Raw genomic sequence first — 25,861 nt, forward strand, 5'->3', positions numbered from 1 at the left:
AGCTCTAAGACCGGATGAAGGTTCAATGAAATACTTAAAACCTTATGTTGCGAATGTCCCAACGAAATTGAACGCTTGCGAAGGGTTGAAGGTATTGGATTGTCCGGTTATGGGTATAGATTTGGAACCGGGCTCGCCGCCCGGGCTCAACGGCTCGTTCGCGGTAACGTTGGTAGATTGCAACGGCGAGGTAGTGCTCTCGAAGAGGTCCGTACCCCTCAGGAAACTGCTGAGGTACGCGTGGGAGTACAAACCTAAGGTCCTAGCATTGGATAACGTAATGGAATTAGGTTCAAATAAGTCCGAGCTCTATAAGGTACTTAATTTGCTCCCAGTAGAGACGGAGGTAGTTCAGGTAACGAAGACGCAAGACGGAGGTTTCATCGATCTAAAGAAGCTCGCGGAAGCCATGAACTTCAACGTACCGCAGAGGAAGCTCGACCCTTCAGAGACGTCTTACCTCCTCGCCCTCTTAGCCATGAAGGGGCTTGGAGCGAAAGTTAGGTCCTTCGAGAACAAGACTAAGGTAATTGTTACAAAGAAGAGAACTCCGAGGGCCGGAGGAAGCAGTATGAACAGGTTCCTAAGAGCGGTTAGAAATGCCGTTGAGGAGACCATAAGGGAAATAAGGGCGTCCTTAGAGGAAGCCGGTCTCGATTACGATTTGTTCGTAGACAAGAGCGATGGGGCCATAAAGAGAGCGGTTTTCACCGTTTACGCACCTAGGGAGAGAATTAGGGGAGTAGTGAAGCCCTTCGAAACGGACGCAGTAAGGGTTTCAGTTAAGCCCGTTTTATCGAGAGAGATAAACTTCGCCTTTTCCGAAGAGAAGTACTTGATCGTAGGTTACGATCCGGGTATAAAGAGCGGATTGGCTGTCTTGGACTTGAACGGCGAGCCGATACTAATCACTTCATCAAGCGAACTCGATAGGGAGTACGTGATTTCGATACTTATGAGTTTGGGAACGCCAATTATGGTTGCTTCAGATACGAACCCCCCTCCCCATAGCGTAAAGAAGCTCGCCTCCAAGCTCAACGCAGTCTTGTTCGTACCTAGAACGAGCATGAGCGTGTCGGAGAAAGAGCAATTAGCTAAGGAGATCGAGAGGAAGTACGCCGTAAAGGTAGAGGACTCGCATCAGCGCGACGCCTTGGCCTCTGCATACAAGGCGTACCTATCCATAAAGGACAAACTTAATGAATTGGATTCATACTTAGACAAAATAGAACTAGAGGTGAACAAGGAGAAGGTTAAAGCACTAGTTGTAAAGGGAAGATCGTTGGCTGAAGTGCTCGAGGAAGAACTCCAAAAGCTCTTGGACGAAGGTAATCAATTGATCCAGGAGGTTCAAGAAAGGAAACAAACGCCCACCGAGGCTAAAGACGATTTGAAGACCAAGTTCTTGGAGGCCGAAGTAAGCTATTTGAGAAGTAAGTTAACCGAGCTCGACGAAGAGTTAAAGAGAAAGGAACTAGAATTGGACTTACTCAAGAAGAGCTCGAGCGACTACTACGAACTCCAACTTCGATCGCTTAAGGAGACTTTGAGTTCATTGAATAAGAGACTAGAAGAGTATAAATTGAGAACGAGCGAGCTCGAGGCGAAAATGGAAGCGGTTGAAAGAAGCTTAAAGAACTTGGAAGACGGCTTATTAACTGTAGGACTGAAGATAGGTAAGCTTAAGTTCAATACAGAACTTAAGGACTTAATGGAGATGGGAGTGGAAGATTATAAAGTATTGGAGGCAGACGAAATTGAGGACGTAAACGATGAGGTAATAGAATACATATTGAGTTCGGGAAAGATCTTAGTAGCTAGGAGCGTTAGTGAGAAAACGGAAATGGAATTGAGGAAGAGGGGGCTGCCAGTTCTCAAGGAGGAACCCGTTCTGAGCTTGAAGAAGGTCTCGCTCTACCCAAGCGACCTAACCGAGAAGTGGAGAGAAAAGATGGAGGAGTTATCGGAAGAAATGGACGAAGAGGACTTGGAGGAACTGATAATGAGTTATCGGAGCGCTAGGTGGTCCTAGGTATAAATTTCATATATTGTCTATACATTTCGACTTCCGGCGACGTTCATGCTTCCAGATCTCGACGTTCGTCAAGCAGAAGTTAGGATAACTTCATTTATTAGAGATCAGTTCGCGAAGGCTAACAAGGAAACGGCCGTCGTTGGAGTGAGCGGAGGAGTTGACTCAGCTACAGTCCTTGCCCTCACAGTTAAGGCCCTCGGTCCCGAGAGGGTTCACGCAATGATATTGCCTTCTTCAGCGACTCCCCCTAAGGACGTAGAAGACGCTAAGGAATTGGTTGCGAGCTTCGGGGTCAAGTCTTGGGAATTAATTGTAATAGACCCAATACTCGATTCTTTTGAGAGAACCTTAGGGAGAATGAGCAAGGTCGCGAAAGGTAACACAATGGCCAGAATAAGGATGGCTTCGCTATATGTGCGAGCCTACGAGCTTAAGGGACTAGTGGTTGGAACGGGCGATAAGAGCGAGTTGTTGCTAGGCTACTTCACCAAGTACGGAGACGGAGGCGTAGACCTCCTTCCAATAGGGGACCTATACAAGACTTGGGTTAGGCAATTGGCCCTCCACTTAGGCGTACCTGAGGAAATAGCTATGAAACCCTCCTCGCCTAGGTTGTGGCCAGGCCACTTAGCCGAGGAGGAAATAGGATTAAGCTACAGGAAGGTTGATGAAATACTTTACTCCCTCGTAGACCTTGGAATGACGCCAGATGAAATACTAGAGAAGAAGGTAGCCAGCCTAGAAGAACTAGAGAAAGTTATCGGTATGATGAAGACCAATATGCACAAGCTGTTACCTCCTCCTATACCGAAGGTGAGCAAGGTAACCGTCTACGAAGCGCTGGAAAGGTTGAGTAAGGTAGTTAACAATTTCCCTTAAACGAGTGGCGCCGGGGGCGGGATTCGAACCCGCGCGGGGAGAACCCCCAGTGGGTCTCAAGCCCACCCCCTTAGGCCGCTCGGGCACCCCGGCACCAATGAGAGCCCATTTGAATCTCTAAAAAGTTTACCTCAAGCGTTCCTAAGCCCGTATACCTCTCTCATGAGCTGCGCTACTTCAGTTCTCTTCTTCAAATACCATTCGTTGCCTATATCGGGTCTCCAGACGCTCTTCCAATTAAGGAACTTAACTCCGGCCGCGCACTGATTAGCTATTTCGGCCGCCTTCGTAATTTCCTCTGCTTCGGCGTATACTTCGACTGCCCTAGAACCAGTGGTAATCAACTTACCGTCCTTCACGTCCACTGCTCCATAATATATCTTGGAGCCTTTACATTCGCCAACTATAACTTCCTTATCTTTGGCCAAGTCCCTTCTCTCGGGGTAACCCATGGGAGCTACGCACTTCACTACGCTAGCGACCTCCCTAGCGCTTAAATTGGCCTTCAAGTTACCTTGAGCTGCCGAGAACATGGCCTCCAAGACGTTTCCATCGGTAACGTTCATAACGTTGACAGCTTCTGGGTCACCTAACCTTGAGTAGAACTCTATTACCACAGGGCCCTTAGACGTTAACATCATTTGCGCCGAAATCGCGCCTACGTACTTCTCTCCAGTTTCCTTGGCTATTGCCGAAACCACTTGTTCCAATACCTCTACAGCGAAGTTATACTCCTCTTCGGTTATGAAAGGTAAGAGCTTGCCTGGTCCTTGAACCGTTCCCATACCTCCCGTCTCGGGCCCTATATCGAATTCGAATAAGTGAGGGTTATCTTGAACAGCGGGTAACGGAACTACCTTCTCACCATCAGTAAAGGCTTGAACGGTGTACTCAACCCCATCGACCCTTTCTTCGATTAGCAACTTCTCTTGTATGTCGGTATACTTCGCCATGACTTCTTCAAGTATCCTCTTAGCGTGTATTTCCTTCACTCTCTTTTTCTCTTCCGAGAGGTAAGCTTGCATGTCGGAAATTACCTTAACTCCCTTACCCCCGGCCTGTCTCGCTGGTTTTATTGCAACGTTACCGGCCCTCTCCAAGAACTCGAGCGCCTCGCTCCAGCTCTCGAAATACCAGAACTCCAAGTTGCCCTTTATTCCGTATTTCTTCATTAAGCTCCTAGCAAATACCTTACTCTTCTCTATCTCCGCGGCCTTCGAGGTCGCTCCGAAGACCGTGAACCCGTTCCCTTTCAGCTTATCTACGACGCCTCTGAATTGGGGTTCCTCAGGTCCTATTACTATTAAATCGGGTTTCAGTTTCCTCGCGGCCTCTAGTACTTGCTCGGGATCGGTAGGGGAGCCTTTGAAGTACTCTCCACCGCTATCCTTAGTAAGCGCTAGCAAGCCCGGGTTCAAATTGCTAGAAATAAAGGAAAGGGACGCGCCTTCTCTAACGAGCCTTTCCCCTATAGCGTGTTCCCTCGAACCTCCTCCTACGAGTAGGACCTTCTCTCCGCCACTCACGCTTATATCTCCCGACCCATACTAATGAGCGGACCTAAAGTAATCTTCCCGGGTGATAATGTCGTGCTTCTTCCCACTAGTATGAGGGAGAAATACCGAATAAAGTTCGAGAACAACACGTGTGAGGTCGATGGTAGGACCTTCAGTAGCGAGCACGTGGTATTGAGCTCACCCTTTAAGGTTAAAATATCTATGAATGAAGAAACAGTTAAGATGGAAGCCGAGTACTCGAAGATGCCTAGAATAAGTAACTACGGAAACTACTTGTACATCTCTACGTCTCCCGATAGCAACGTGCCGACTTACGAGAGCTTCGAGGGAGTAGTTCAAGAGAGCGGCAAGGACCTACTCAAGGGCGAAGGCGAGCTCGGAATTAGGGCCTCCTGGAACAAACACTACGTTCGATTGGAGATATTCGATAGAAACGAGGGATCCATGGTTAGGGTGTTCGGTAGCGAACTAGAGCTAGAAGGCAACGCTATAGACTTAGTCAACTTGTTGGGAGGCAGGTTCCAGTCGTTCTTCGTCAAGACCTCTCCCAACAGCGTTACTGAAGTCAAAAAGGAAGGAGAGAAAGTAGTAGTAAAGGTTTCTAAGAAGTAAGTTCTTCAATATTGAAGAACGGCTTTCGACCTCCTTCTTCCACGCTCTCTATCTTCCCATCCCTTACCCTAACTACCGCGTGTGCATACAAGGTCTGCTCAGGATTATGGGTTACTATAACTACGGTCTTGTCCATTTCCACGTTCAAACTCAAGAGCATTTCCATTACTCCCTTGGCGGTCTTCGTATCTAAGTTACCGGTAGGTTCGTCAGCCAGTATGATCTCGGGATCGTTAGCGAGGGCCCTAGCTATTGCTACCCTCTGCTGCTCTCCTCCGCTCAGCTCCCTAGGCCTCTTATTGGCCTTCTCCCTCAATCCTACGAGCGTGAGCAGTCTCAATGCCCTCCTCTTCCTCACGCTCGATGGCACCCCCTTAGCTATCATTGGAAGCTCCACGTTCTCCAAAGCGCTTAACCTAGGTATCAGGAAGAAGTGTTGGAACACGAACCCTATTAGATCCCTTCTGAGCCGCGCCCTTTCCCTTTCCGAGAGTTGCGAAACGTCGCGACCAGCGATGAATACCTTGCCCTTCGTAGGGGTATCCAATGCCCCCATTAGGTGTAGTAACGTGCTCTTACCGGAACCGGAGGGGCCTAGTATAGTTAGGAAGCTCCCCTTGGGCACTTTCAGCGTAACGCCTCTCAGAGCAGGGTATTCAACCTTTCCAATGACGTAAACCTTCCATACGTTGTCCAAAGTTATTATTGGTTCGAAGTCACCCAAAAGGTTCTACCTCGTAACCGGCCTCTTCAGCGCTCCTCAGTATCGCTTCCGCTAACTTGTCTTGACCCTCCTTCCAGCCTAGCTTAAGCTCCGCAACGCCAATTCTCTTGTAAGGTAACCCGTAAGCTTCGGCAGAAGCTCGGGTTGTGAAACCAAATTCTGCCATTCCCTCCTTTATTGCATAGCATATCGCTTGCGGGGTAGGGTAGCTTCCTACGTGAAGTAACTCCTTCCTAGCCCTTGCCGGCGTTAAGCCCTTGGACTTCAAATACTCCAAATAGAATTGATAAAGGAAGGAATTCGAGTGGGGTACTGCTATTCTCTTTCCCTCGTTTCCAACCGTAACCACTTCGATCCTTATGGTCGCCTTACCGGAGGCCTTAGGCGAAAGCCACACTGCCTTCAATTCGGTCTTTGAGGCCAACTCTCCACCGAACGAACCTATCGGGAGGAACTTAACTGGCTCCTTAAAGCTCCTCAATGCCTCGTCTACGAAGACATCGACATCCCCTATGAAGGCATACGAATAGGAAGGATCTCCAAACAAGTAGACCTCTACTTCCTCTCCTACTTCAACCGGAGCTCTCCTAGTCTCTGGAATGACTATGTAACCATCGGACTTGGAGTAGCTTACCATAGCGTGATCGCTAATTGAAGACGGAAACGCCCAATATCCATTACCTTCGAGAAGCGTTACTGGTACGTGAGTCCTCCTACCTCTCGCGGGGGTGAAGGTCGAACCGCTAGTCGCTTTCACTTTCCTGGGCGAGGTACTCTTGGCCCTAACCATGAGCTTCAAGTAGGGTAACACTATCTTTTCTAAGTTGAAGTAAGCCGAGTCCGGATGACCCGCTAGGCCGAAGACGGGCTTTCCTTTCACAGCGCCGAGCATCACGGGTTTTCCGGGTTTGAAGGCTAAACCGTGAACTATCACTTCACCTAGCTCCCCTACGATCCTGTACACTAAGTCTTCCGGCCCAGCCGATGTGGAACCGCTGGTAACCACCACGTCTGCTATCTCGACTGCCTTTTCCAAAGCCCTCTTCATCTTTTCGTAGTCGTCCGGTATAACGCCTAGGGGGATGGGTTCGAACCCTTCCTCTTTGAGCCTAGTAGTTAGCGAATAGGTGTTCACGTCGTAAACTTTGCCGGGAGGTAACTCCTTACCCGGTTCCACGAGCTCGTTTCCCGTTGAAATGACCGCAACTTTTACTGTTCTGACCTTTACCTTTCCCCGACCGATCGATGCGAGTCCGGCGATTACTCTCGAAGTAATCCTTTCGCCTTCAGTAAAGACGAGTTCGTTCGGGTACACGTCCGTTCCTGGCCATAGTACGTTCTCTCCCGGCACTACTGACCTGAAGACGAGTATCTCGTTTCCCTCTTCTTTCACGTATTCGATCGGAACTACTGCATCCGCTCCCGGTGGGAGCATGGAACCGGTATCTACTTCAACTGCCTCGCCTGGCGCTATTTCTATTCTGGCTTCCTCACCTACCTTAACCCTTCCCTTGACCTTTAGCCTAACTGGGTTGTCTTCGCTCGCCCCCCAAGTGCTAACGGAGTTTACTGCGTACCCGTCAACGCTCGTTCTAGGAAATGGGGGTATACTTAAGTTAGAAACAACGTCTTCCGCTAAGTACAGCCCCAACGAATCTAATAGGTCTACTTCGAACGGCTCCGGTGATTTCGGTGGGACCTTTTCTAGCAATTTGTTGAAGGCAACGTCTACGTTCTCTAACTTCTTAAAAACCTTCCTCTTCCTCTCAGTAGGCATGCGCGAAGCGCCGAACTTTGGGAGCGCATAGCTATTTTTAAATCCGACAAGGGGTTTACTCTTTGTAGCGGGGTCGAGGAACCTTGAGTACACTTACCTTTTGTCCCAGATGCAAGAGCCTGATGATAGTTACTAAGAAGGACGGAAAGACTATACTTAAGTGTCCCAAGTGCGGATACGAAATAGAGCCTAAGAGCAAGGGCAGGATAGTAATGAACGTAGAAAAGGACAAGCACGTTCAAACCACTTCCAAAGTGGTCGAAGTAAAGGAGAGAGGCAAGGCATTGACTGAAGAGGAAAAGGAGATGTTACAAGATTACTATAGAGACATCTTCTTAGAGAATTTCTCGGGAGAGTAAACCTTATTTTAGCCCTGTTTCGATTCTCCCCATGAAGGTGGATTGTTTTGAAGAAAACTCTCGCCCTAGGTCTGCTTTTAGTAGCTCTTTCCTTCGCTGCTCGACCAGCGTCTCCCGTCCTCCTCGCTGACTTGTCTCACGGCGAAAACGCTCACGGTCTATGCGCTTTCATGAAGACTATGCCCGAAACCCACTGGATAGTGCTAGTACCGCAAGAGGACTACCAATTGCCGCCTTGTAGCATCGTTCCCGAGGTAATAGTAGGCAACTTCGCTTCTAAGGAAGTAGTAGAGGCCTTAAAGAAGGTAGACGGCGTAATAATAGGCCAACCAACCAAGACCTTCTCTGAGGATGAACTTAAGGCAATAGCAGATTGGTTCAAAGGTGGTCAGAAGCTCCTATGGTGTGCTGGCGATAGCGATTACCCAGCCCAAGGCGGCGTAATGGAAATAGCCCAACACGCTTGCAACGACGTCTTTGAGGCAATAGGCTCGAAGTTGAGGTTGGACTACGTAAGCGTTGAGGACACAGTCAGCAACGCCGGAAGGCCGTACAGGGTAATAGGAATAGTTAACCCATCCGGTGCTTACGATTCCTACTTAGTAGGTTTAGGAGCTCACAAGGTCCTCTTCCACGGTCCCGGCGCTGTCGCTTGGGTCGATGAGAACGAAACTTGGCACAAGCTAACCGATGAGTTACCTAACGACGTTGTCGTACTAGTAACTACTACTGAGAACGGCAGAATCGTTGAGCATCAACCTACCAAGCCCGGCGCTCCAGGCGACTTCGGTCAAGCTCACACTGTAGGCGAAACTGGTAAGTTCGTCTTAATGGCCGCTCAAGTGATGGGCGACAAGGCTCCGTACAGCGTGGTAATAGCTAGCGGTGAAAGCCCCTACGGAGGATACCAGCCAATGGTAAGCTTCCGCTATCACGGACTAGCATTAGACGGTCCAAGGTTCGTAAGGAACGTATTCCTATGGGGCTTAGACTACAAGGCCGAGCTAGGAAGCATGCTAGACCTCTCTAACTTAACGGTAAACAACGTAGCCTCTAAGGTAAACCAGCAGTTAAGCGCTTACAACACCATGATTCAAGCATCGATAGCCTTAGCCGTACTAGCTATAGCCTTAGCAGTAATTCTACACTTCATATAAACCCCCATTTTTCTACTTTCACGGTAAAGGCGGATTGAAGAGAAGCATCCTAGTCGTTTCCCTTCTCGCGTACTTCCTCCTCGCTTCTTGTAAGATAAGCGACCCAACGTGGGCCGTTCCAGCAATAACCGATCCGAACGGTCACTTCACGGCGTCGATCACTGGGAAGGTACTTTCCGCATACCTAGTAAATAGCGATGGCAACTACGTGTTAACCGTTTCCAGCCAAAGCCAAGGAAGCGTCGAATTCGGGCTAACTAACGTTCCCGAAGGCCTGTACGACTTAGTGGTTGAAACCGAAGAGGGAACTTGTTACCAGCCCAATGCAGTATGGGTAACGAAGGAGTTGAAGGAAGTCACCTTGATGCACGTGACTGACACCCACATAGGCGTGTTTACCGATAGACCGGCGAGGGAATACCTAATGGCTTCAGTAATAATAGCGAACAGCGATCCTAACGTCAATTTAGTAGTTAACACTGGTGACATAGCGGATACATCGATGCCATACCAATACCAAATAAACAAGGAAGTGTTCTCGTTACTAACTAAGCCTCTCCTAGTAGTTCCCGGAAACCACGACGCACTCGGAATGAGGGACTTCTACTCGGAAATAGTTGGGCCTAGGAAGTGGTATAGGGAATTCGATGAGTTCTTGTTCCTCGCAGTAGACTCTGGAGCAGATGGTTACATCTCCCTAGATCAAGCGAAGTGGGCTTACTCGATCCTAACGACCAGTAAGGCCAAGAACAAAGTAGTGATGTTCCATCACCCACTGTTCGCTTACGTATACGATCCGAAACCTCACTCCTTCACGGCAAACAGTTGGGAAGAGCTCTACGATTTGCTCTTGTCGAAGCCCCCTAACTCGCGGTTCCCTTACATCTATACTAGCTGGCTTCAAAATGAAGACGCCCTAAAGACCTTTATAAAAGGAATATACGAAGGCGAAACTACATTAACTTTGAGTGGCCACATACACGTGGATAGCTACGCGGAGGTCAAAACTACTTACGGCAAAGCTTACTTCATAACCACTACTACTCAAGGCGGTCCAGTTAGGGAAGGCGACTATCACGGCTTCAGAATAATTCGCGTAAAGGATCGTCACGTAGAGGCGTACGGTTTCGGTAAGCCATGGGAAAGGAACGCCAGCTACAGCCTAGAAGGAGTGTACTCCCACTACAAGTTCTCTGATGACGTCTCCGCAGTTACCTTCAAGCTGGTTGACCCTAGGCTAGAGAAATTATTACCTCAGTTAATCCTCGCCGTTCCGAGCAAGGGAGAAGGCTACGGTATCTACGCTCCCGGCGCGATAGCCACTTGGAAGGAATGCACGCCCGGCGGATGTACGTACTACGCTAAGTTCCCTGCACCGAAGCTAAACCAAGTCTACGTAATGGCCGTTTACAAGGAGGACGACGCTGAAGCACCGGTAATTAAAGTAAAGACTCCTACCTCGATTTCCCCTTACAAGCCGTTCCAGTTACGTTTCGAAGTAACTGATAGTGGATGGGGTGTTGCGGAGGTTAAGGTCAAGCTTAGCGGCGTAGCCCAAGGCGAGTACGTTCTCTACAGCCAGACTAAGAAGTACAAACTGAATTTAATGCCGATACGCAAGAACGGCATCCTAAACGTAACCATAAGTGCTATGGACTTCAAGGGACACTTGACTCAAAAGAGCTTCCAAGTAAAAGTAGGCGAAGTAACCCAAGTGGCGACAACAACTACCACGACGTCAACTATAACTAAAGAAGTACCTTCCGCACAAACTCAAGTTCCCGTACCTCTAGTAGCGGCAGCAATACTCCTAGTAATCATTGCAGCCTTTCTACTTATATAGATCAACTTTTTTAACGTTTAGTTTCTCCTTGTAGATCATCTCCCCATAAAAATTGTAAACTGCTCGACCGCTTACATATTCTACGTAAGGATACGTAGTTCTACACTAAATTATCATTCTAGGTGTTACCGCTTTAACTACTACTCGAGCTACGAAACCCCTTTACGAACGGTAAAGTCGCGTGAATAAGGAAAACGAAAACAATTCTAAGTGATTCAATTGACCGATATTAAAAATTTATTTAAAATGCTCAATTTACCGAACTCTTACCCTTCCTCAATCTCCTCACTACTTTAACGAACAATGGTGAACCTAGCCATATGGCCGGTATTTCCATGTCAGAGGCATCTGGCGTGAGCGTGACAGTTACTGTTTCAGTCGTGATTGCAGCGTCTTGAGCTTCATTAGCTGCTCCGATGTAGTCACCGAGGGCAGGGTAACCGTAACCCGAGTACTTATCGAAGCCTCTCAAACCAACGTCTCTAGCGTGCTTCTTGATGTCGTCTAGAGTGAAGTTCAGCGCGTATAAGTATGCAATAGCGCCCGCAACTTCCGGGGCAGCGTAGCTGGTTCCACTGCTAAACGCTAGTACGAACTTTTCCGAGTTCTCAGACTCAACGTAACCGTAAACCGGTTCTCCGCTAATTGAGCCTCCTAGGTAAGACGAAGCCGTGTATATGCCGAGTACCAAGCCCCCGGGAGCGGCGAACGTTGCAGGATCGTAATTCGAGAAAGATGCTAGACCATTGGTTACTTCAAACGCGCTGACCGGAATTACGCCTTCGCATTGAGCTGGCCATTCGTACTCATCGTGTACCCCGTTGTACGCCTTAATGTCGCGTCCTTCGTTTCCCGCAGCTACAACGACCGTTAAACCGTTCCTCACCATGGGATCAATAATGCTTCTACAAGAGTTTTCCAAATCGTCTCTGCTATTGCGCCATCGGCCTAAACTCATGTTGACTACCTTAGCCTTTCCTTCCCTTGCCAATTGTACCGCAACTCTAGAAGCCTCTTCCAACGTATAGTCATCGAAGGCGCCTCCATGGAGGAATGAATTATCTAGGTAAACTTTACCACCTTCCGTTCGGCTTGCGTTATTTAGATACTCGTCTAGCGTTGAATATACCCCATCTATCCATATTTCGAGAAAATCTGCCTTTATTGGGATGATTCGTACCTTGACGCCTATGGACGGGGGCGCGATCCCCGTAAATACTTTAGATACTAACTCCGTACCGCTTATTTGACCTATATAGGGAGCTCCCTCGAAGAGGTATTTGTAAACTCCTTCGAACTCCCCTACTATTTGGGAAGCAACGAAGGTCCCGTGACCTACTTGATCGCTTACGTTCATTGCTTGTAGGTATATAGCGGTAACGTTGGAGGACTGGAATTTCTTGAGGCAATATTTAAAGGTCACGGTAGTGGGTAACTGGTAATACGTACCTAGGTCCGTCTGGATATAGGTTTCGTTACTAAACCTAACTTGGCCGCTATCGTCGCATACACCATTTGAGATTAGGTGGTCAATGAAGGTAGTTAACGCTACCCCGTTCTCGTAATCTATAGCGCTCCTAATCGGTTCCGGTAGGTTCCTCGCGATTCCGGTATCTATTACAATAACGCCGATTTCCCTACTGCTTTCCGGTCCTGCTTCCAATAAGCTAGTTACGTTCATGTGGTCCTCATCTAGTTGCCACGGCGTTTCGCTATCGCTTATCGGACCTTCGCTAACGTAAGGCAACGCTTCTTTAATATCGTTCTCTTCTGGCAGTACTATAGAGAGGCTGTAAACGCGTATAACCTCTGGAACGCAGTTGCTTTCGCTAGCCTTGGCTATTACGTCTAACTGAGCTTCGGGAACGACTCTCATTTCTTTATTGCATATAACTATTGCCTTGTTCGCTAAGTCGCCTCCGGTATATACGATCTTATATGAATTAACCACGCTTAGTAAAGCTATTAGAACTAACCGAGAGTATCGCAACTCTCTTCAATGACACTCACTTCTTTCGTTCATTATTGACGCTCTCAGTCTCTATTAAGCATTATTGCTCTATTATCTGAACGTCCGAACGAATTTCTCAAATCAACTTGCGTATTAAGCGTAGTTTATTACCACTGTGTGAATTCGTAATTCACGGGCAAGACCCTTGTTAAAGAAATCCTTGTCGTTAGTTCTCTTAATTATGGTCTCGGCTTCCGTTTTCGCTCAATGTTCTAAAAGCGTTACGTTAGTAGTTCTCTCGAGGCATCCAACGGAGATACTAGAAGCGGCTAGGGACGCGTTCCTTAACTCGAAGTACGCTAAGGAATTCTGTATATCCAACATAAAGTTCGTGCAATTACCGCCTGGATGGTGGCCTTACTACATCAAGTCCCATCCGGTTGACGTGGCTTGGGGAGGAGGTCCAACGCAATTCGACACTCTCTTCAAGGCCAACTTGCTCAAACCAATCGAGACTGCCCTAGCGCTCCAAGCCGCTTCGCAAGTTCCGGACACCCTAGCCGGTGTTCCATTAAAAAGAATTAAGGATGGGAAGATCTATTGGGTAGCTGCAGCTATCTCTAGCTTCGGCTTTACTATAAACACCGAGGTTGCCGAACAACTCGGCTACGATTGGACCAAGCTCAAATCTTGGAGGGACCTAGGCTCAGACGAACTCGGTCTCCTAATGCTCCAAGTAGGAGTTCCCGTTTCGGGTATAGCGGACCCAACAATGAGCACTAGCAACACTAGAATGTACGAAATAATTCTGCAAGCTTACGGATGGGACGAAGGTTGGAAACTACTCACGCTAATGGCAGCTAACTCGAAGGTTTACTCCGGCAGCAGTGCTGTTAGGGACGCAGTTATGAACGGGGAGATAATGGTTGGTATAACCATAGACTTCTACGGCTACACTGCCCACAAGCAGAACCCGGCTTGCGTTTACGTCGCCCCACCGGGCGAGACCATTGTGAACGGTGACCCAATAGCAATCACCGTATCCACGAAGAACCCCAAGGCGGCCGAGGCCTTCTTAGCGTGGGTGCTTACGGACGGTCAAGCAATATGGCTCTCGCCGGACATAAACAGGTTGCCAGCTAACCCCAACGTGTTCAATACTCCGCTAGGAAAGAGCAGGCAAGACCTTTACCAAGCCTATCAAATGATAACTAAATCTAAGTCAATGAACTTCAACGATACTCTAGCTCTCCAGTACGAAGACGCAATGAGGATGTACTTCAAGGCCACGTTAGTAGACTTACACGACCTCTTACAGAGGGCTTGGACTGAATTATTGAACGCGTACTACGTCGAGCACAGAATATCTCAAGCGGAATTCCAGAGGCTAAAGGACGAGCTAACCTCCTTCCCAACCTTCAAGGACCCATTAACTGGCAAGACTGAGACCTTCACAATTGATTACGCTATTAAAGTTAACAGCTACCTAATGAACCATCCCGAAGACATGGATAAGTTCATGAACGCTTGGAGGGAGGGAGCAAGGGTAAAATACTTAGGCGTGATTTCCTCCATCGGTTAATGCTAATTGAAGGGAAGTAGGCTACTAACGGCCCTCCTTTTAGTTACGCTCGCTTATTTGACCTTTTCGTTCTTAGCGCCTCTGCTGTCAGTTCTTTCGTCAGCATTTAGTTTCGATTGGAGCATTTTGAGCAATCGCTTCTACGTAAACCTAAACCCTATAGGCAATCCCATCGACGTTAGGACGTTTGGGAAGAGGACTTTCATTGTAATAAAGGGCGTGGACATGGGAATAATACTTAACAGCTTGATCAACGCTGCGATTGTAACTTTCTTCGCCACCTTAATAGGAACCTCCCTCGCGCTACTGATTGGTCTCTACAATTTTAGAGGCAAGAGGTTGTTCTCAACGCTAGTCTGGATACCGCTCTTAGTAGCTCCCTTCGTTAACGCTTACGTGACTAAGCTCCTCTACGGATTCAATATTCAAGGCAACACCTTAAGCTACTTGTTGAAGACCCTCGGGTTCAACGTGACGATAGGCTTCACTGGCCTAGGGGGGATAGCCCTAGCGCAGACCCTGGCGTTCTTCCCAATAGTGTACGTTAACGTTCTAGCGGTGATAAACAGCATAGACGGTAGCCTAATAGAACAAGGTTTCAGCTTAGGAGCTAAGGGCTTTACCTTAATTAGGAAAGTGATACTGCCTTTGGCCACCCCCGGTATACTAGCGGGAGCAGTGCTCGTATACATATTAAGCCTAGAGGACGTTGGAGCCCCAATAGTCTTCAACTTCAAAAACGTGATGTCTTACCAAGTGTACGAGTTCTTCCAAGAGTACGCAGCGATAGGTGGAACTTCCGCCTCGGCCTTGGCGTTTTTAATGCTAGTGTTTGCGATAACTCCCGTACTCTTAATTAGAAGGTACTTGAGCTTGAGATACTACGCCAAGATCTCCAAGGGCGCTTCGAGACCGTTTAAAAAGATGGAACTAGGTTTAAAGGGATACGTTGCCGCCTACCTCTTAATATTACCCATACTGATAGCCGCCGTAGCGCCCCAAATAGGAATATTCGTGCTCGCGTTCTCTGAGAAGTGGGTAGGTGCCCTCCCTAAGGGCTTCACCTTACACAACTTCGAGTTATTGTTCTCGAAGGAAGGCGTCTTCAGAGGTATAGTGAACAGCGTCACCTACTTGGCGTTCTCTCTACCCATACTAGCGTTCTTTGGGTTCGCTTCAGCTTACTTGACTGCTAGGGTTAAAGGCATGGAATTACTCGATCTGCTGGCTACAGCTCCCTTGGCCGTTCCGGGCTTGGTAATGGCCTTCGGATACTTCACGTTCCTTCACTCGGTAGCTCCGGGAACAGTGCTCGATCCAATAACCTTCCCAGCGTTAACGCTAGTAATAGCGTACGCGACTAGGAAGATGCCGTTTACAGTTAGATCCGTATTTACCGCGCTCTTGCAAACGCCCAAGCAATTAGAGGAAGTGGCCGAGTCATTGGGGGCCAGTAAAACAATAGTTTTGAGGGAAGTAGTGTTGCCCCTAGTAAAGAGAGGCTTGATATCTGGGTTAATGCTCTCATCAATCTATATATTGAGTGAAGTCAGCGTTAGCGTTACCATTGGAGCGCTGGGTGGAGACATAGTGGATCCGAATCACGCTGGACCCATAACCTTCGTGATAATGAGACTAATTCAATCACCTAGCTTCGTTGGAGCGCAACCTCAAGCGGTAGCGGCTAGCATGGCAGTTATATTAATGGTAATAGAGGCGATAGTCTTCGCTTTAATAAGGAAGTTGCACGTATTAGCCTATTGAAGTTAAACTTATTAGTAAAAAATCTCGAGACCCGATACGGGGCCCGTAGCTCAGCTGGAAGAGCGCCGCCCTCGCAAGGCGGAGGTCCCGGGTTCAAATCCCGGCGGGTCCACCAACACTCAAATTCCCTTCACTGCTCCACTCCCCGGTTCTCCGGAATGATTGCCCTAGTTAGCGACGTTCATTGCAACGAATCGGTGCTCAAAGTAGCTAAGCTTTCAAAGGTCATAGTGAGCAGTGGCGATTGGGACTTCTGTCCATCCGATTTCTTCCGTAAGGTATCCGAGGCGTTCGATGCCGTTTACACTATCCACGGTAACAACGACGATATCGATAAATTAGAGAAATATTTTTACCTCATAAGAGATGGAGAGGTAGTAAACGTAAGGGGTATAAAGGTAGGTGGCGTTAACGGAATAATCAGTCCCAAGGGGACCCCCAACAAGAAGGGCGTGCCCAGAAAGAAACCGGAGGAGTTCTTGAAATGGGCTCTAGCGATAAAGGGGAAAGTAGACCTATACCTAACGCACGAAGTCCCCTTCCTTCCATCCTTTTTCGGTAGAATATGGAAAAACGAGGCTACTTTGAGCGCACTGAGGGCTCTCGTTGAAGTGAGGCCCAAGGTAGCCTTAATAGGTCACTTACACGCATTCAAGTGTAAAATCGGAAACTACGGGGAGACGAGGCTAGTGCACGTAGATACGTCTGTTGGTGGTTTCGCCTTACTTCGAGACATCAAGGAAATTGAGTGTGGGGAGGGGGTCGAGCCGGGAAGCGGTGGGCCAGAGCCCCGCATCCTTGGCCGCTAGACGACCCGGCTCCGAAGAAGCTTCGGAGAAGCGTTAATAAATTAGGTGCCTAGGGGCGCCAGGGACTCTCATCGACCGCTTCCTTCGGCGGACTTCGGAGCCCCTGGAGGGCCTCAGTACTCGATAGTCCCGTGAGAAGTATATTTGTTTGGACCTTCAGTAGGAAGCATCGGAACGAGGGACTTGATCGTCATTGGAATAGACGAGGCCGGAAGGGGGCCGGTAGTAGGCAATATGTTCGTTGTAGCAGTGGCCTTAAGGGAGGAAGACATAGGGAAGCTGGAGTCGCTTGGGATAAGGGACAGTAAGAAACTAACTCCAAATAAGAGGGCCCTTTTGAGAGGGGTCGTAGAGAGGGTCGCCTTGGCTTACTCAATAGTGGAAGTATCCGTGGAGTCTATAAACGAGGGTAACTTGAACGAGCTCACTATTAAAGCCATGAAAGAGGCCTTAGCTAACGTATTAAGGGAAATAGGGAAGGTAGACTTAGTTATAGCGGACGTGGTAGGTAACGGGAAGAGGCAGTTGGAGGAACTGAGGGAGTTAGCGGATAGGGTAGTAGTGGAGAAGGGAGCGGACAGCAAGTATCCAGCCGTTTCGGCTGCCAGTATCTTAGCTAAAGAGAAGAGAGAGGAGCACGTAAGGGCGCTAAGGGCGCTTTACGGGGACTTCGGGTCGGGCTACCCATCGGATCCTAAAACGAGGAAGTGGTTAGCATTGAACTTGGAAGCGCCGATAGTGAGGAGGAAGTGGAAAACAGTTCAGAGGGTTGCTAGTAAGCAATCCAGCAAGCCATCTAAAGGACACTTGCTTTGACGCCTAGTTTCCATGTTCTTAATCGTTACCATTCCCTCTTCGTAGTCCTTCTTACCTATTATTACGACCCACTTGAAGTCCTTCTCAGAAACGTATGAAAGCGCCTTTTTCAGGGACTTGAAGTCGTCTAGAAGGGTTGAGTGAAGGCCCAAGCGCGCCAATTTCCTCTGAACTTCCAAAGCAGTCTTGGCGACCTCGGGCGCCAGTGGGATTACAGCAACTTCCCTCTTCCACTTAACGTCCTTTCCATATTTCTCTAAAGCTAGTGCTGTCCTATCCAAGCCTATGGCAAACCCCGTCGCTGGGAGCCTCTCGCCTCCGTATATTTCGCTTAAGGCGTCGTATCTACCACCGCCCGCTACCGAAACTGGGAAGTCCTCTACTTTCACCTCGTAAATTAAGCCGGTATAGTAAGCCAAGCCCCTCGCGAAACCTACCTTGAAGACGCACTTCTTTAAAACGTCGTCTGGCAAGTAGCTCGCTACTTCCTCCAAGTCCTTGGCCTCGCTTACGCCGTACTCCTTAGCGACCTCCAGTCCCTCCCTTATCGCTTCAACTCCTCCCTCGATCCCTATGAGGGTTTCTATTACTTCTATGGCCCTTTCGGGCTCCTTCGCCTTCTCCCTTAAGAAATCTTCGAGCTCCCTCAAAAGCCCCTTATCTATTAAGTGCATTGCGTGGTCTTGGTCATCTCCTTCTATGCCCTCTTTCGATAATATTTCCCGAAGCAACTTAACGCTCCCAACGATTACTTTGAAGGGTAGGTCCAACTCACTGTAGAACTCGTAGAGCATTGTGATAAGCTCGGCATCGGCTAAGGGCGATGGGGAACCCAATACCTCGAAGTCGGCCTGATAGAATTCCCTGTACCTTGCGAACTGAGGCTCATCGTACCTAAAGACGTTCACTATAGAAAAAACCTTAATCGGCTTAGGTAAGCCCCTCATTTTATTTAAATAGGCCCTAACTACTGAAGCAGTAGCTTCGGGCCTTAGGGTTACCTCCCTCTTGGCTTTATCCTTAAAAACGAACATCGTCCTCCTTATTTCCTCTCCACTCTTTAATGAGAATAGCTCGAACCTCTCAACTGTTGGCAGGAAGATCCTATCGAAGCCCCATCTTCTCGCCAATTCCTCGCTCTTTTTGGTAACGGTTTCTAGGTACAGGGCTTCGGAACCTATTATGTCTCTGAAACCTCTCAAGGGCTCTACGTTGAGCTTCATCCCTACGCCCAGAGGAGCTTGTATGCGAGCATTATTACGAGTACCACTATCATCACTAATAGAACTTGATTTATGAACAGTAGGTTATTCACGGAATTTTGAAGGTTCGTTAAAACGTCCATCATTTTGCTCATGCTTTCAGTCATCTTAACCATTGTATCGCTTAGGTTGATCATAGCCTTGTTCATGTTCATGATACTTACTTCCATTGTTTTTATGCTACCTATTACGGTCGCGTTAATTGCGTTGATCGCCTCCTGAAGGGCGTTGGTTTTCGCCTCCAAGGCCTTCACCTTCGTGGTCAACTTAAGGGTGGCGTTAGTAAGTAATTTAATTACGTCCATCATCGGAAACATTTCGTTTAAGTTGCCTCCTTGAGGGAGGGATGGGGAAGGGAGCGACGGTGGATTCTGAACGCTCAGAGGAATTTTCAAGACTCAACTACCTAGGAGGTAGTAGCTTCCTATCAAGTTTAATTCTAACGTTCCACGAACCGCTTAGGTCTTGAGAGCACGCTTCCTCGATCTCTTCTAAGTTTAAATCTATTTTTAAAAGGCCCCTTCCGCTAGCGCTAAGTTCCGTGAGAGAACTGTATACCGCTTCCCTTTTCTTGAGCTGTTTGCTCAAGCATTCCAACGCGCCTCGGAGGGATCTCCAAAATCCCTTCCGAGCCTCTTTACATTTATTGGTACTCTCGTCCTCCAAACAATACCTATACCCTATAGGCAGAGAAGCGTAGGCGAACAAGCTTCCTACGTGACTGTTCAAAATATCCGAAGAACCGAGCAACACTGTTCCATCATATTTGCGTCCCTCCTCGTAGCAAATGTGGCCTCCCAAGCATCCCTCTGATGGAGATCTCACTGTCTCTATTTATAGTTGCTAAGAACAGCGTTAGTGCCTTCTTGTAATCGATGTCCTTAAATAGGTCATCTAATTCTTCGGTGAACGCTTTTCGGAGTTCCTCTAATACGTCCTCGTTAACGTTTCTGACTAGCTTGAGGCTCCCGAGCTCGAACGGTCTTCCCTCCCCAAGCGTTTCAAACACCCTATTGAAGGCGTTAACTAAGTTTTCGAGGGAACTCTTCATCCAATTCTCTTACTACTCATTCTTCTAATTCCTTTAGAGCTTCCTCGGCACTAGCGTAGCAGCCGAAAACTTATTGCCTTTATAATGGATCGTTATCATTGAGCAGTACTTCAATCAGGACAACAGTTTACACGAGTTCTCCTCAATTGCTAACGTCTCCTCGATAACCAAAAACGAGTCGTCCCAGCTACCAATAAACCTCTCTTTGACACTAATTAATGGGAAGGGAAATGGACAAGTATCAGCTGATTGAGAAGCTAATTAGAGAAGGTTATATAAGGAGAAAGGAAGTGGCGGAGGCCATGTTGAAGGTACCCAGAGAGGAGTTCGTGCCAGAGGAGCTGAGGCCTTACGCCTACGAAGACAGACCTTTACCTATCGGAAGAGGTCAAACGATTAGCGCACCACACATGGTCGCTTACATGATAGAGGCAGCTGGGGTGAAGAGGGGAGACAAGGTCTTGGAAATAGGCACCGGTTCCGGGTACAACGCTGCAGTACTGGCCGAAATAGTTGGGCCCGAAGGGAAAGTATATACAATTGAGAGAATAAGGGAGTTGGCGGAGAAGGCCAAGGAGCGATTAGAGAAGTTAGGGTACGGTAATAGGGTAAAGGTGTTCGTTGGGGACGGTTCCAAAGGGCTACCTCAATTCGCGCCTTTCGATAAAATAATAGTTACTGCCGCTGCTAAGGAGATTCCAATGGAGTTAGTGGAACAACTGAAGCCCGGAGGAGTAATGGTTATACCAGTAGAGGACTGGGGCGGTCAAGTTTTACTGAGAGTCATCAAAGGGAAGGACGGAAAAGTTATCGTAGAGAGGCTCTTACCAGTTATGTTCGTCCCCTTACTCTCTGGCACAGAGGAGTGAAGCCGCTAATTTTAGAGAACTCCTTGAGAACGCTTAGTATAACTACGTCGTACGCCTTCGGACCCATTACTTGAACGCCCACGCCGTCTTCTATAGGCGCGTTCCCTGCTGGGAGACCGGCCAAGTTGGCTGGAACGGTTAGCAAGTCCATTGCGTAGAGCTCACTAGGTTTCCACTTCTTACCCAATTGAGGCGGCTTCTTAGGCATGGTTGGGGTTAGTATGAGCCTATTGCCCCTCATCGTTTCCATTAATTTCTCGTACACCAGCCTCCGGACTTTCAGCGCTTTCAAGTAAATTTCCTCGCTATAGCCCGCTGAGAGGACTATGGAACCCATGGCTATCCTCCTCTTCACTTCCCAGCCGAAGAACTTACCCCTTACCTCTGCAATGTATTCGTAGAAGTTCTCTACCCTCCTCGGAAGCTCTTCGGGAGGAGGTCCGTACCTAATGCCATCGTACCGGGAGAGGTTACTGGAAGCTTCCGCTAGTGCTATAACGTAATACGCTGGTAGCGCGAACTCGAGAACCTCTATCTTCTCATACTCCACGTTATCCAACTTCTTCGCGAACGCCTCGAAGGAGGCCCTCACGTCATTATCTACGTGTTCCAAGACGTTCTCAGGGACGACGAATGAGACCTCATCGCTCTTCGCGAAGTCGTAGTCTGTAGAGGTTCCGTCCCTCGGATCTTTCCCCGTAATAGTTAGGAATAGCTCTTCCAGTTGATCTACTGAAGGCGCCATAGGCGATATTTGGTCTAGCGAGTCGGCGTATGGAATCAAACCGAACCTAGATACCGCGCCGTAAGTTGGCTTTAAGGAATAAACTCCGCACCAAGCCCCTGGGGCCCTTACGGATCCTCCAGTATCGCTTCCTAGACCCGGTAAACAGTACCTTGCTGCCGACGCACCGGCGCCGGAAGAGGATCCCCCAGGGACCAAGCTCTTATCTAAGGGATTGAGAGTAGGACCGAACGCGCTAGTTTCGCCGGTAGTACCCATTGCGAACTCGTCCATGTTCGTCTTTCCAACAATTACGTAGCCTCTCTCCCTAAGCTTCTCAACAACGGTAGCATCGAACGGGGGGAAGTAGTTGGAGAGCATTTTGGAGCCAGCTGTGGTCCTGATACCCTTTGTGGAAATGTTGTCCTTAATTGTAATCGGCTTAGGCTCAATACCTCTTTCCGAAAGCTCCCTCGCTTCCCTTATTACGTCCTCAGTTCGTCTCAAAGTTATGAACGAGTTAAGATCGTCTTTGGAGAGCTCTTCCATTAGCGCCTCGAAACCGTCCAAATTCATCAATTCGCCCGTCAAGGCATTCCGCCCCGCCCATTCAAAAGCAAGTATGCGAACTGATCGCCCGCTTTAACTAGGGCGATTCCAACGACTATACTAACTGCAGTATATATTGCGGCCATCAACCAGTTTCCATCCATTAATAGGAAATAGTCGTCGGCCACGAAGGTACTGAAGGTGCTCAAGGCCCCGCAAAAACCGGTCGCAACGGCCAGTTTGAACTGATCCGGCAACCCCCTCTGATATTCGAAGAGTCCGAGAACGAATCCGAGAACGAAGCTAGCTATTGCGTTAACTGTGAAGGTAGCCAAGGGGAAATCGAGCGGTTTGGGGAGAAACTTGTAGAAGTAGTACCTAGCTACCGCTCCGAACGCACCCCCCAAGGCAACCCATATCAGCGCTTCCATTGCACATCAACATTCCCATCGAACGACGTCGCCTTTTAGGCTTACTAAAGGCTTGGCCTTCCCTTCAGCTATCAGCTTCTCCAATTCCTCCGGATCTATTACGTAAGCGAACGCTTCTACTACTTTATTCAAGTCTTTCCTCAGTACTTTAAGCTTGGTCCTAATGTATTCACCCTCAGTTACTCCTTCGTACACGTCCAGCTTCTCGAGCCCGCTTTGGGGTATGAGATAGAGTTCTCCTTCAACGTAGTGTTCTCCGCCGTTTACCAAGAGGGCGGGATACCTCTCGTCGTTGACCTTAATTTCGTAGAGGGTATGTCTTTCGGTTGTGACTGCTGTAGCCAAGAAGACTGCACCGGCCTCCACGAGTACGTCGTGCGTTGGACATCCCCTCATTAAGGTCCCGTAGGTAAACAAGAACTCCGTCGGTTCAACGTTGGCCATCTTCCGTTTACCTCAATTAATTTGATAATGGACGAAATTTAGAACTTTCATTTCATTTGTAGTAAAAGTTGATAATTTTCAATTCTTTTATTCATCTATCTCATTCACCATCCCATGGTGAATGCCCATCTCCACCTCTTGTCCAAATTCATTTTTCCATTTACTCACAATTAATTCTCTCATTTCCTCAACCTTAACCATTTGAACTCAGAAACAATGGTCTCCTTAAGCACCTTTAGTTTCTACCAGACTTCCCAATGCTCAATTCCATTTGGATTCAATCAATTAGCATTGTATTTGCAAAACCAAACAAGATTTACCAATCCAGAGTTTAGACCATCAGTACAAGGTCCTTTCAAGATCGATCTTTACAATGAGAAGGAGCTTAGATGGGTTAATAAGCGATCATGAGAACTCCAATGATCATGGGGATTTCTACTCCAGCCTACCTTATACAAGTACATACATGCATATATTGGACAACCAAATGGGTTGATATTCGAAGAGGAAAGGTATGGTTGTGGAAAGGAGAGCTAAGGAAAGGGTTAAAAGATGGAGAATTGGTTTGTTTAAATAGGAGGGCAACGGTAGAGATCCAATAGGGAATAGAAAGCACTACCACTACTACAACCACAACCACTATACAACTACACACAGTAGAGATCCAATAGGGAATAGAAAGTCCGTCCGATAGGATCACTCCTTATCACCTCCTTTTTAAGTAGAGATCCAATAGGGAATAGAAAGATTTCGCTCTCCTCATGTCCTATTACTCATGTACACTTTTAAGTGTAGAGATCCAATAGGGAATAGAAAGCTATTTCATTCTGGAGGAGGCGGTAGCGGTGGCAGTAAGTAGAGATCCAATAGGGAATAGAAAGGAACAACTTCAACGTAAACGTACCGAGTTTCGTTAACTTTGTAGAGATCCAATAGGGAATAGAAAGCCCGCAACCGCTCCTTCCGCTATATCCTCGAGCGTGATTATGTAGAGATCCAATAGGGAATAGAAAGTTCTAGTTCTTCGAGTATCTCAATGAAGTTCTTTAGGCGTAGAGATCCAATAGGGAATAGAAAGGAAGGACAAGATACGAAAGTTCCTAAAGGAGAATGAATATTTTGTAGAGATCCAATAGGGAATAGAAAGCTCGCTCTGATCCGGAAGCTCGTAATACAATAGCACTAGTAGAGATCCAATAGGGAATAGAAAGCCACCTCCGCAACAAGGAGGAGGGGCAAGTCGAACGTGTAGAGATCCAATAGGGAATAGAAAGTCCGCATTGTCTCCATAACCTCGCACAGATCGAATGTGGTCTGTAGAGATCCAATAGGGAATAGAAAGAAGCTCTAGCGAGAATTCTCTTAGACAAGAAAGAATGGGCGTAGAGATCCAATAGGGAATAGAAAGTCTAGACAATAAATATGCTAAGCTCTTCTTATCGAAGAAGTAGAGATCCAATAGGGAATAGAAAGTGCCATCCCGGTCACCGAATATTAGTAGTGTGCACTTGGTAGAGATCCAATAGGGAATAGAAAGATCAAATTCAGCGAGGCTTCTTTAAGCGCATCGATTAGCTCGTAGAGATCCAATAGGGAATAGAAAGCTATCGATGAGGTAAACGAAAAGAAGCGCCTCGGTAATGTTGTAGAGATCCAATAGGGAATAGAAAGCCGTAAATGTCATATTCGTGTATATACTCGAAAACAATTTCGTAGAATCCCAATAGGGAATAGAAAGAAGGTGGGAGTGCAATTCCCCCACCTTTCATAATATTCGAGTAGAATCCCAATATGGAATAGAAAGGGGCCGAGTATTCGTTCAGCGTCGTGTTCGGTCCAGAGCTCTTGTAGAATCCCAATAGGGAATAGAAAGGAGGAAGAGTAGTGGACTTTATTGCTACGTAGGGGACCTCATAGGATGTAGACCCTTGCAAATATCTCTGTAGGAAGGGAGCTTCGCGTAATACCACTTGTACGAGGGACCGGTTGGGATTCTGAACCCGAAAATTCCGCCCCTTGAACTCCGATACCAACAAACGTTGTCTTCAGAGAAAAACTGTTGATGAGAATAACTCTAGTAATTACATAGCCTGGAAAAGAGTAGATGATCCATTAGGCTATACTTGACAAGGGTGCGTAGGATTGTCGAGGACGGTTAAAGCTAGGTATGAAAAGGGCGTTCTGAAGCTACTGGATCCAGTGGAACTCAGAGGAGACGACGAGGTAATAGTAGGCTAGAGACCTCCGAAGATAGGGTTAGGTGGCTTAGGAAGCGCTGTTGAATACTCAGCAAAACAGCAATTAGGAGATAGAGGAGCTACTGCTCGAAGTCGAAGTTCGAGAGGCTATAAAGTATAGCTTGGAAAACACGATAATGAAACTTATTGATACTAACGTCTTTATTTCGATATATCCTTAACTGAAATAACGTAGAGTCACGAGAGAGACTATAAGGTAGTATAACCTTGCGCTGAGCGACTTCGTCGTAGCTCTGACGTACAAGTTCAATTAGCTCAAAGTAGTCCCTTAACTCGTCAATAGGTTATCAAGGTAATTCTAAGTAGAGTGTGAACCAATATGGGCTCCTACAGTAATTTAAAGTTGAAACTTGCTCTTCATAAAGAGAAACTTTACGTAGAGGTATAAGTGGCGCAGCGGCCGGAATTTGAACCCGGGACCACGGGCTCCGAAGGCCAACACTCATAA

The 25,861-nt window shown here is 47.7% G+C and carries 23 protein-coding genes, 2 tRNA genes and 1 CRISPR repeat array; of the genes, 13 read left to right on the top strand and 12 right to left on the bottom strand.

Annotated features, from left to right (window positions below):
- The first annotated feature begins 25 nt into the window (after positions 1-25).
- Complete coding sequence (locus tag EYM_RS05075) at positions 26-2,032, top strand: DUF460 domain-containing protein (RefSeq protein ID WP_168050216.1); 2,007 nt, start codon at positions 26-28, stop codon at positions 2,030-2,032.
- Positions 2,033-2,080: 48 nt separating this feature from the next.
- Positions 2,081-2,914 (top strand): NAD+ synthase, encoded by an 834-nt coding sequence (locus EYM_RS05080; protein ID WP_075049975.1) that lies wholly within the window; start codon positions 2,081-2,083, stop codon positions 2,912-2,914.
- A 5-nt stretch (positions 2,915-2,919) separates the two neighbouring features.
- Here EYM_RS05080 and EYM_RS05085 read toward each other — a convergent pair.
- Together EYM_RS05085 and purD are read right to left on the bottom strand one after the other, a co-directional pair.
- Positions 2,920-3,007: transfer RNA gene (locus EYM_RS05085), tRNA-Ser, on the bottom strand.
- A 38-nt stretch (positions 3,008-3,045) separates the two neighbouring features.
- Positions 3,046-4,440 carry a phosphoribosylamine--glycine ligase gene (gene purD / locus EYM_RS05090; RefSeq protein WP_075049976.1) on the bottom strand — a complete coding sequence of 465 codons (1,395 nt, stop codon included), beginning with the start codon at positions 4,438-4,440 and terminating at the stop codon, positions 3,046-3,048.
- 63 nt (positions 4,441-4,503) lie between these two features.
- Here purD and EYM_RS05095 point away from each other — a divergent pair, with 63 nt between their 5' ends.
- Entirely contained in the window at positions 4,504-5,043 is a 540-nt protein-coding gene (locus EYM_RS05095) for a hypothetical protein (RefSeq protein WP_075049977.1), read from the top strand.
- Here EYM_RS05095 and EYM_RS05100 read toward each other — a convergent pair.
- Both EYM_RS05100 and EYM_RS05105 read right to left on the bottom strand, forming a co-directional pair.
- Entirely contained in the window at positions 5,033-5,767 is a 735-nt protein-coding gene (locus tag EYM_RS05100; protein WP_075049978.1) for an ABC transporter ATP-binding protein, read from the bottom strand. The genes EYM_RS05095 and EYM_RS05100 overlap by 11 nt on opposite strands.
- Positions 5,760-7,544: a molybdenum cofactor synthesis domain-containing protein gene (locus EYM_RS05105; RefSeq protein WP_157058774.1), complete on the bottom strand. Its 1,785-nt coding sequence runs from the start codon at positions 7,542-7,544 to the stop codon at positions 5,760-5,762. The genes EYM_RS05100 and EYM_RS05105 overlap by 8 nt, the downstream gene beginning before the upstream one ends.
- An 83-nt stretch (positions 7,545-7,627) precedes the next feature.
- Between EYM_RS05105 and EYM_RS05110 the strand changes: the two genes are divergently transcribed.
- Genes EYM_RS05110 through EYM_RS05120 form a run of 3 tightly spaced genes read left to right on the top strand, consistent with a single transcriptional unit; the run spans position 7,628 to position 10,903 of the window.
- Entirely contained in the window at positions 7,628-7,903 is a 276-nt protein-coding gene (locus tag EYM_RS05110) for a hypothetical protein (protein WP_075049980.1), read from the top strand.
- A gap of 47 nt (positions 7,904-7,950) precedes the next feature.
- Positions 7,951-9,060: a DUF2059 domain-containing protein gene (locus EYM_RS05115; RefSeq protein WP_075049981.1), complete on the top strand. Its 1,110-nt coding sequence runs from the start codon at positions 7,951-7,953 to the stop codon at positions 9,058-9,060.
- Positions 9,061-9,094: 34 nt separating this feature from the next.
- Positions 9,095-10,903 (top strand): metallophosphoesterase family protein, encoded by a 1,809-nt coding sequence (locus EYM_RS05120; protein ID WP_075049982.1) that lies wholly within the window; start codon positions 9,095-9,097, stop codon positions 10,901-10,903.
- Between the two features lie 250 nt (positions 10,904-11,153).
- Here the strand turns inward: EYM_RS05120 and EYM_RS05125 are convergent, their stop codons facing one another.
- Positions 11,154-12,854, bottom strand: coding sequence for a S8 family peptidase (locus tag EYM_RS05125; protein WP_157058775.1), 1,701 nt, complete (start codon positions 12,852-12,854; stop codon positions 11,154-11,156).
- 205 nt (positions 12,855-13,059) lie between these two features.
- Between EYM_RS05125 and EYM_RS05130 the strand changes: the two genes are divergently transcribed.
- The 5 genes from EYM_RS05130 (at position 13,060) to rnhB (ending at position 17,825) form a co-directional block, all read left to right on the top strand.
- Positions 13,060-14,436 (top strand): ABC transporter substrate-binding protein, encoded by a 1,377-nt coding sequence (locus EYM_RS05130; RefSeq protein ID WP_236943406.1) that lies wholly within the window; start codon positions 13,060-13,062, stop codon positions 14,434-14,436.
- Positions 14,437-14,442: 6 nt separating this feature from the next.
- Entirely contained in the window at positions 14,443-16,200 is a 1,758-nt protein-coding gene (locus EYM_RS05135; protein WP_075049984.1) for an ABC transporter permease, read from the top strand.
- A gap of 39 nt (positions 16,201-16,239) precedes the next feature.
- Positions 16,240-16,315: transfer RNA gene (locus EYM_RS05140), tRNA-Ala, on the top strand.
- Between the two features lie 43 nt (positions 16,316-16,358).
- Positions 16,359-17,009, top strand: coding sequence for a metallophosphoesterase family protein (locus tag EYM_RS05145; RefSeq protein WP_075049985.1), 651 nt, complete (start codon positions 16,359-16,361; stop codon positions 17,007-17,009).
- A 183-nt stretch (positions 17,010-17,192) separates the two neighbouring features.
- Positions 17,193-17,825, top strand: coding sequence for a ribonuclease HII (gene rnhB, locus EYM_RS05150; protein ID WP_075050633.1), 633 nt, complete (start codon positions 17,193-17,195; stop codon positions 17,823-17,825).
- Here the strand turns inward: rnhB and hisS are convergent.
- The 4 genes from hisS to EYM_RS05170 are packed head-to-tail and all read right to left on the bottom strand — an operon-like array spanning position 17,771 to position 20,138.
- Positions 17,771-19,048 carry a histidine--tRNA ligase gene (hisS, locus tag EYM_RS05155; protein WP_075049986.1) on the bottom strand — a complete coding sequence of 426 codons (1,278 nt, stop codon included), beginning with the start codon at positions 19,046-19,048 and terminating at the stop codon, positions 17,771-17,773. The genes rnhB and hisS overlap by 55 nt on opposite strands.
- Before the next feature lie 2 nt (positions 19,049-19,050).
- The gene (locus EYM_RS05160) at positions 19,051-19,482 is read right to left on the bottom strand and encodes a hypothetical protein (RefSeq protein WP_075049987.1); all 432 of its coding nucleotides are present in this window, start codon (positions 19,480-19,482) and stop codon (positions 19,051-19,053) included.
- Between the two features lie 7 nt (positions 19,483-19,489).
- A complete protein-coding gene (locus EYM_RS05165; RefSeq protein WP_157058776.1) occupies positions 19,490-19,816 on the bottom strand; it encodes a hypothetical protein in 327 nt (108 codons plus the stop codon).
- Positions 19,817-19,847: 31 nt separating this feature from the next.
- Positions 19,848-20,138, bottom strand: a complete 291-nt coding sequence (locus EYM_RS05170) for a hypothetical protein (RefSeq protein ID WP_075049989.1) — start codon at positions 20,136-20,138, stop codon at positions 19,848-19,850.
- A gap of 230 nt (positions 20,139-20,368) precedes the next feature.
- On the opposite strand from EYM_RS05170, the gene EYM_RS05175 reads away from it, so the two are divergent.
- Complete coding sequence (locus EYM_RS05175) at positions 20,369-21,007, top strand: protein-L-isoaspartate(D-aspartate) O-methyltransferase (RefSeq protein ID WP_075049990.1); 639 nt, start codon at positions 20,369-20,371, stop codon at positions 21,005-21,007.
- Here EYM_RS05175 and EYM_RS05180 read toward each other — a convergent pair.
- Genes EYM_RS05180 through EYM_RS05190 form a run of 3 tightly spaced genes read right to left on the bottom strand, consistent with a single transcriptional unit; the run spans position 20,970 to position 23,155 of the window.
- A complete protein-coding gene (locus EYM_RS05180) occupies positions 20,970-22,322 on the bottom strand; it encodes an amidase family protein (RefSeq protein ID WP_157058777.1) in 1,353 nt (450 codons plus the stop codon). The two genes, EYM_RS05175 and EYM_RS05180, sit on opposite strands and share 38 nt — an antisense overlap.
- Positions 22,319-22,711 (bottom strand): fluoride efflux transporter CrcB, encoded by a 393-nt coding sequence (crcB, locus tag EYM_RS05185; RefSeq protein WP_075049991.1) that lies wholly within the window; start codon positions 22,709-22,711, stop codon positions 22,319-22,321. Before crcB ends, EYM_RS05180 begins: the two co-directional genes overlap by 4 nt.
- A gap of 6 nt (positions 22,712-22,717) precedes the next feature.
- Complete coding sequence (locus tag EYM_RS05190) at positions 22,718-23,155, bottom strand: gamma-glutamylcyclotransferase family protein (RefSeq protein ID WP_075049992.1); 438 nt, start codon at positions 23,153-23,155, stop codon at positions 22,718-22,720.
- Between the two features lie 587 nt (positions 23,156-23,742).
- Positions 23,743-25,028: a CRISPR direct-repeat array (repeat unit 26 nt; unit sequence GTAGAGATCCAATAGGGAATAGAAAG).
- 269 nt (positions 25,029-25,297) lie between these two features.
- On the opposite strand from EYM_RS05190, the gene EYM_RS05195 reads away from it, so the two are divergent.
- Entirely contained in the window at positions 25,298-25,393 is a 96-nt protein-coding gene (locus EYM_RS05195) for an antitoxin family protein (RefSeq protein WP_075049993.1), read from the top strand.
- Positions 25,394-25,861: the final 468 nt, after the last annotated feature.

Source organism: Ignicoccus islandicus DSM 13165 (genome assembly GCF_001481685.1).
GTDB lineage: Archaea > Thermoproteota > Thermoprotei_A > Sulfolobales > Ignicoccaceae > Ignicoccus > Ignicoccus islandicus.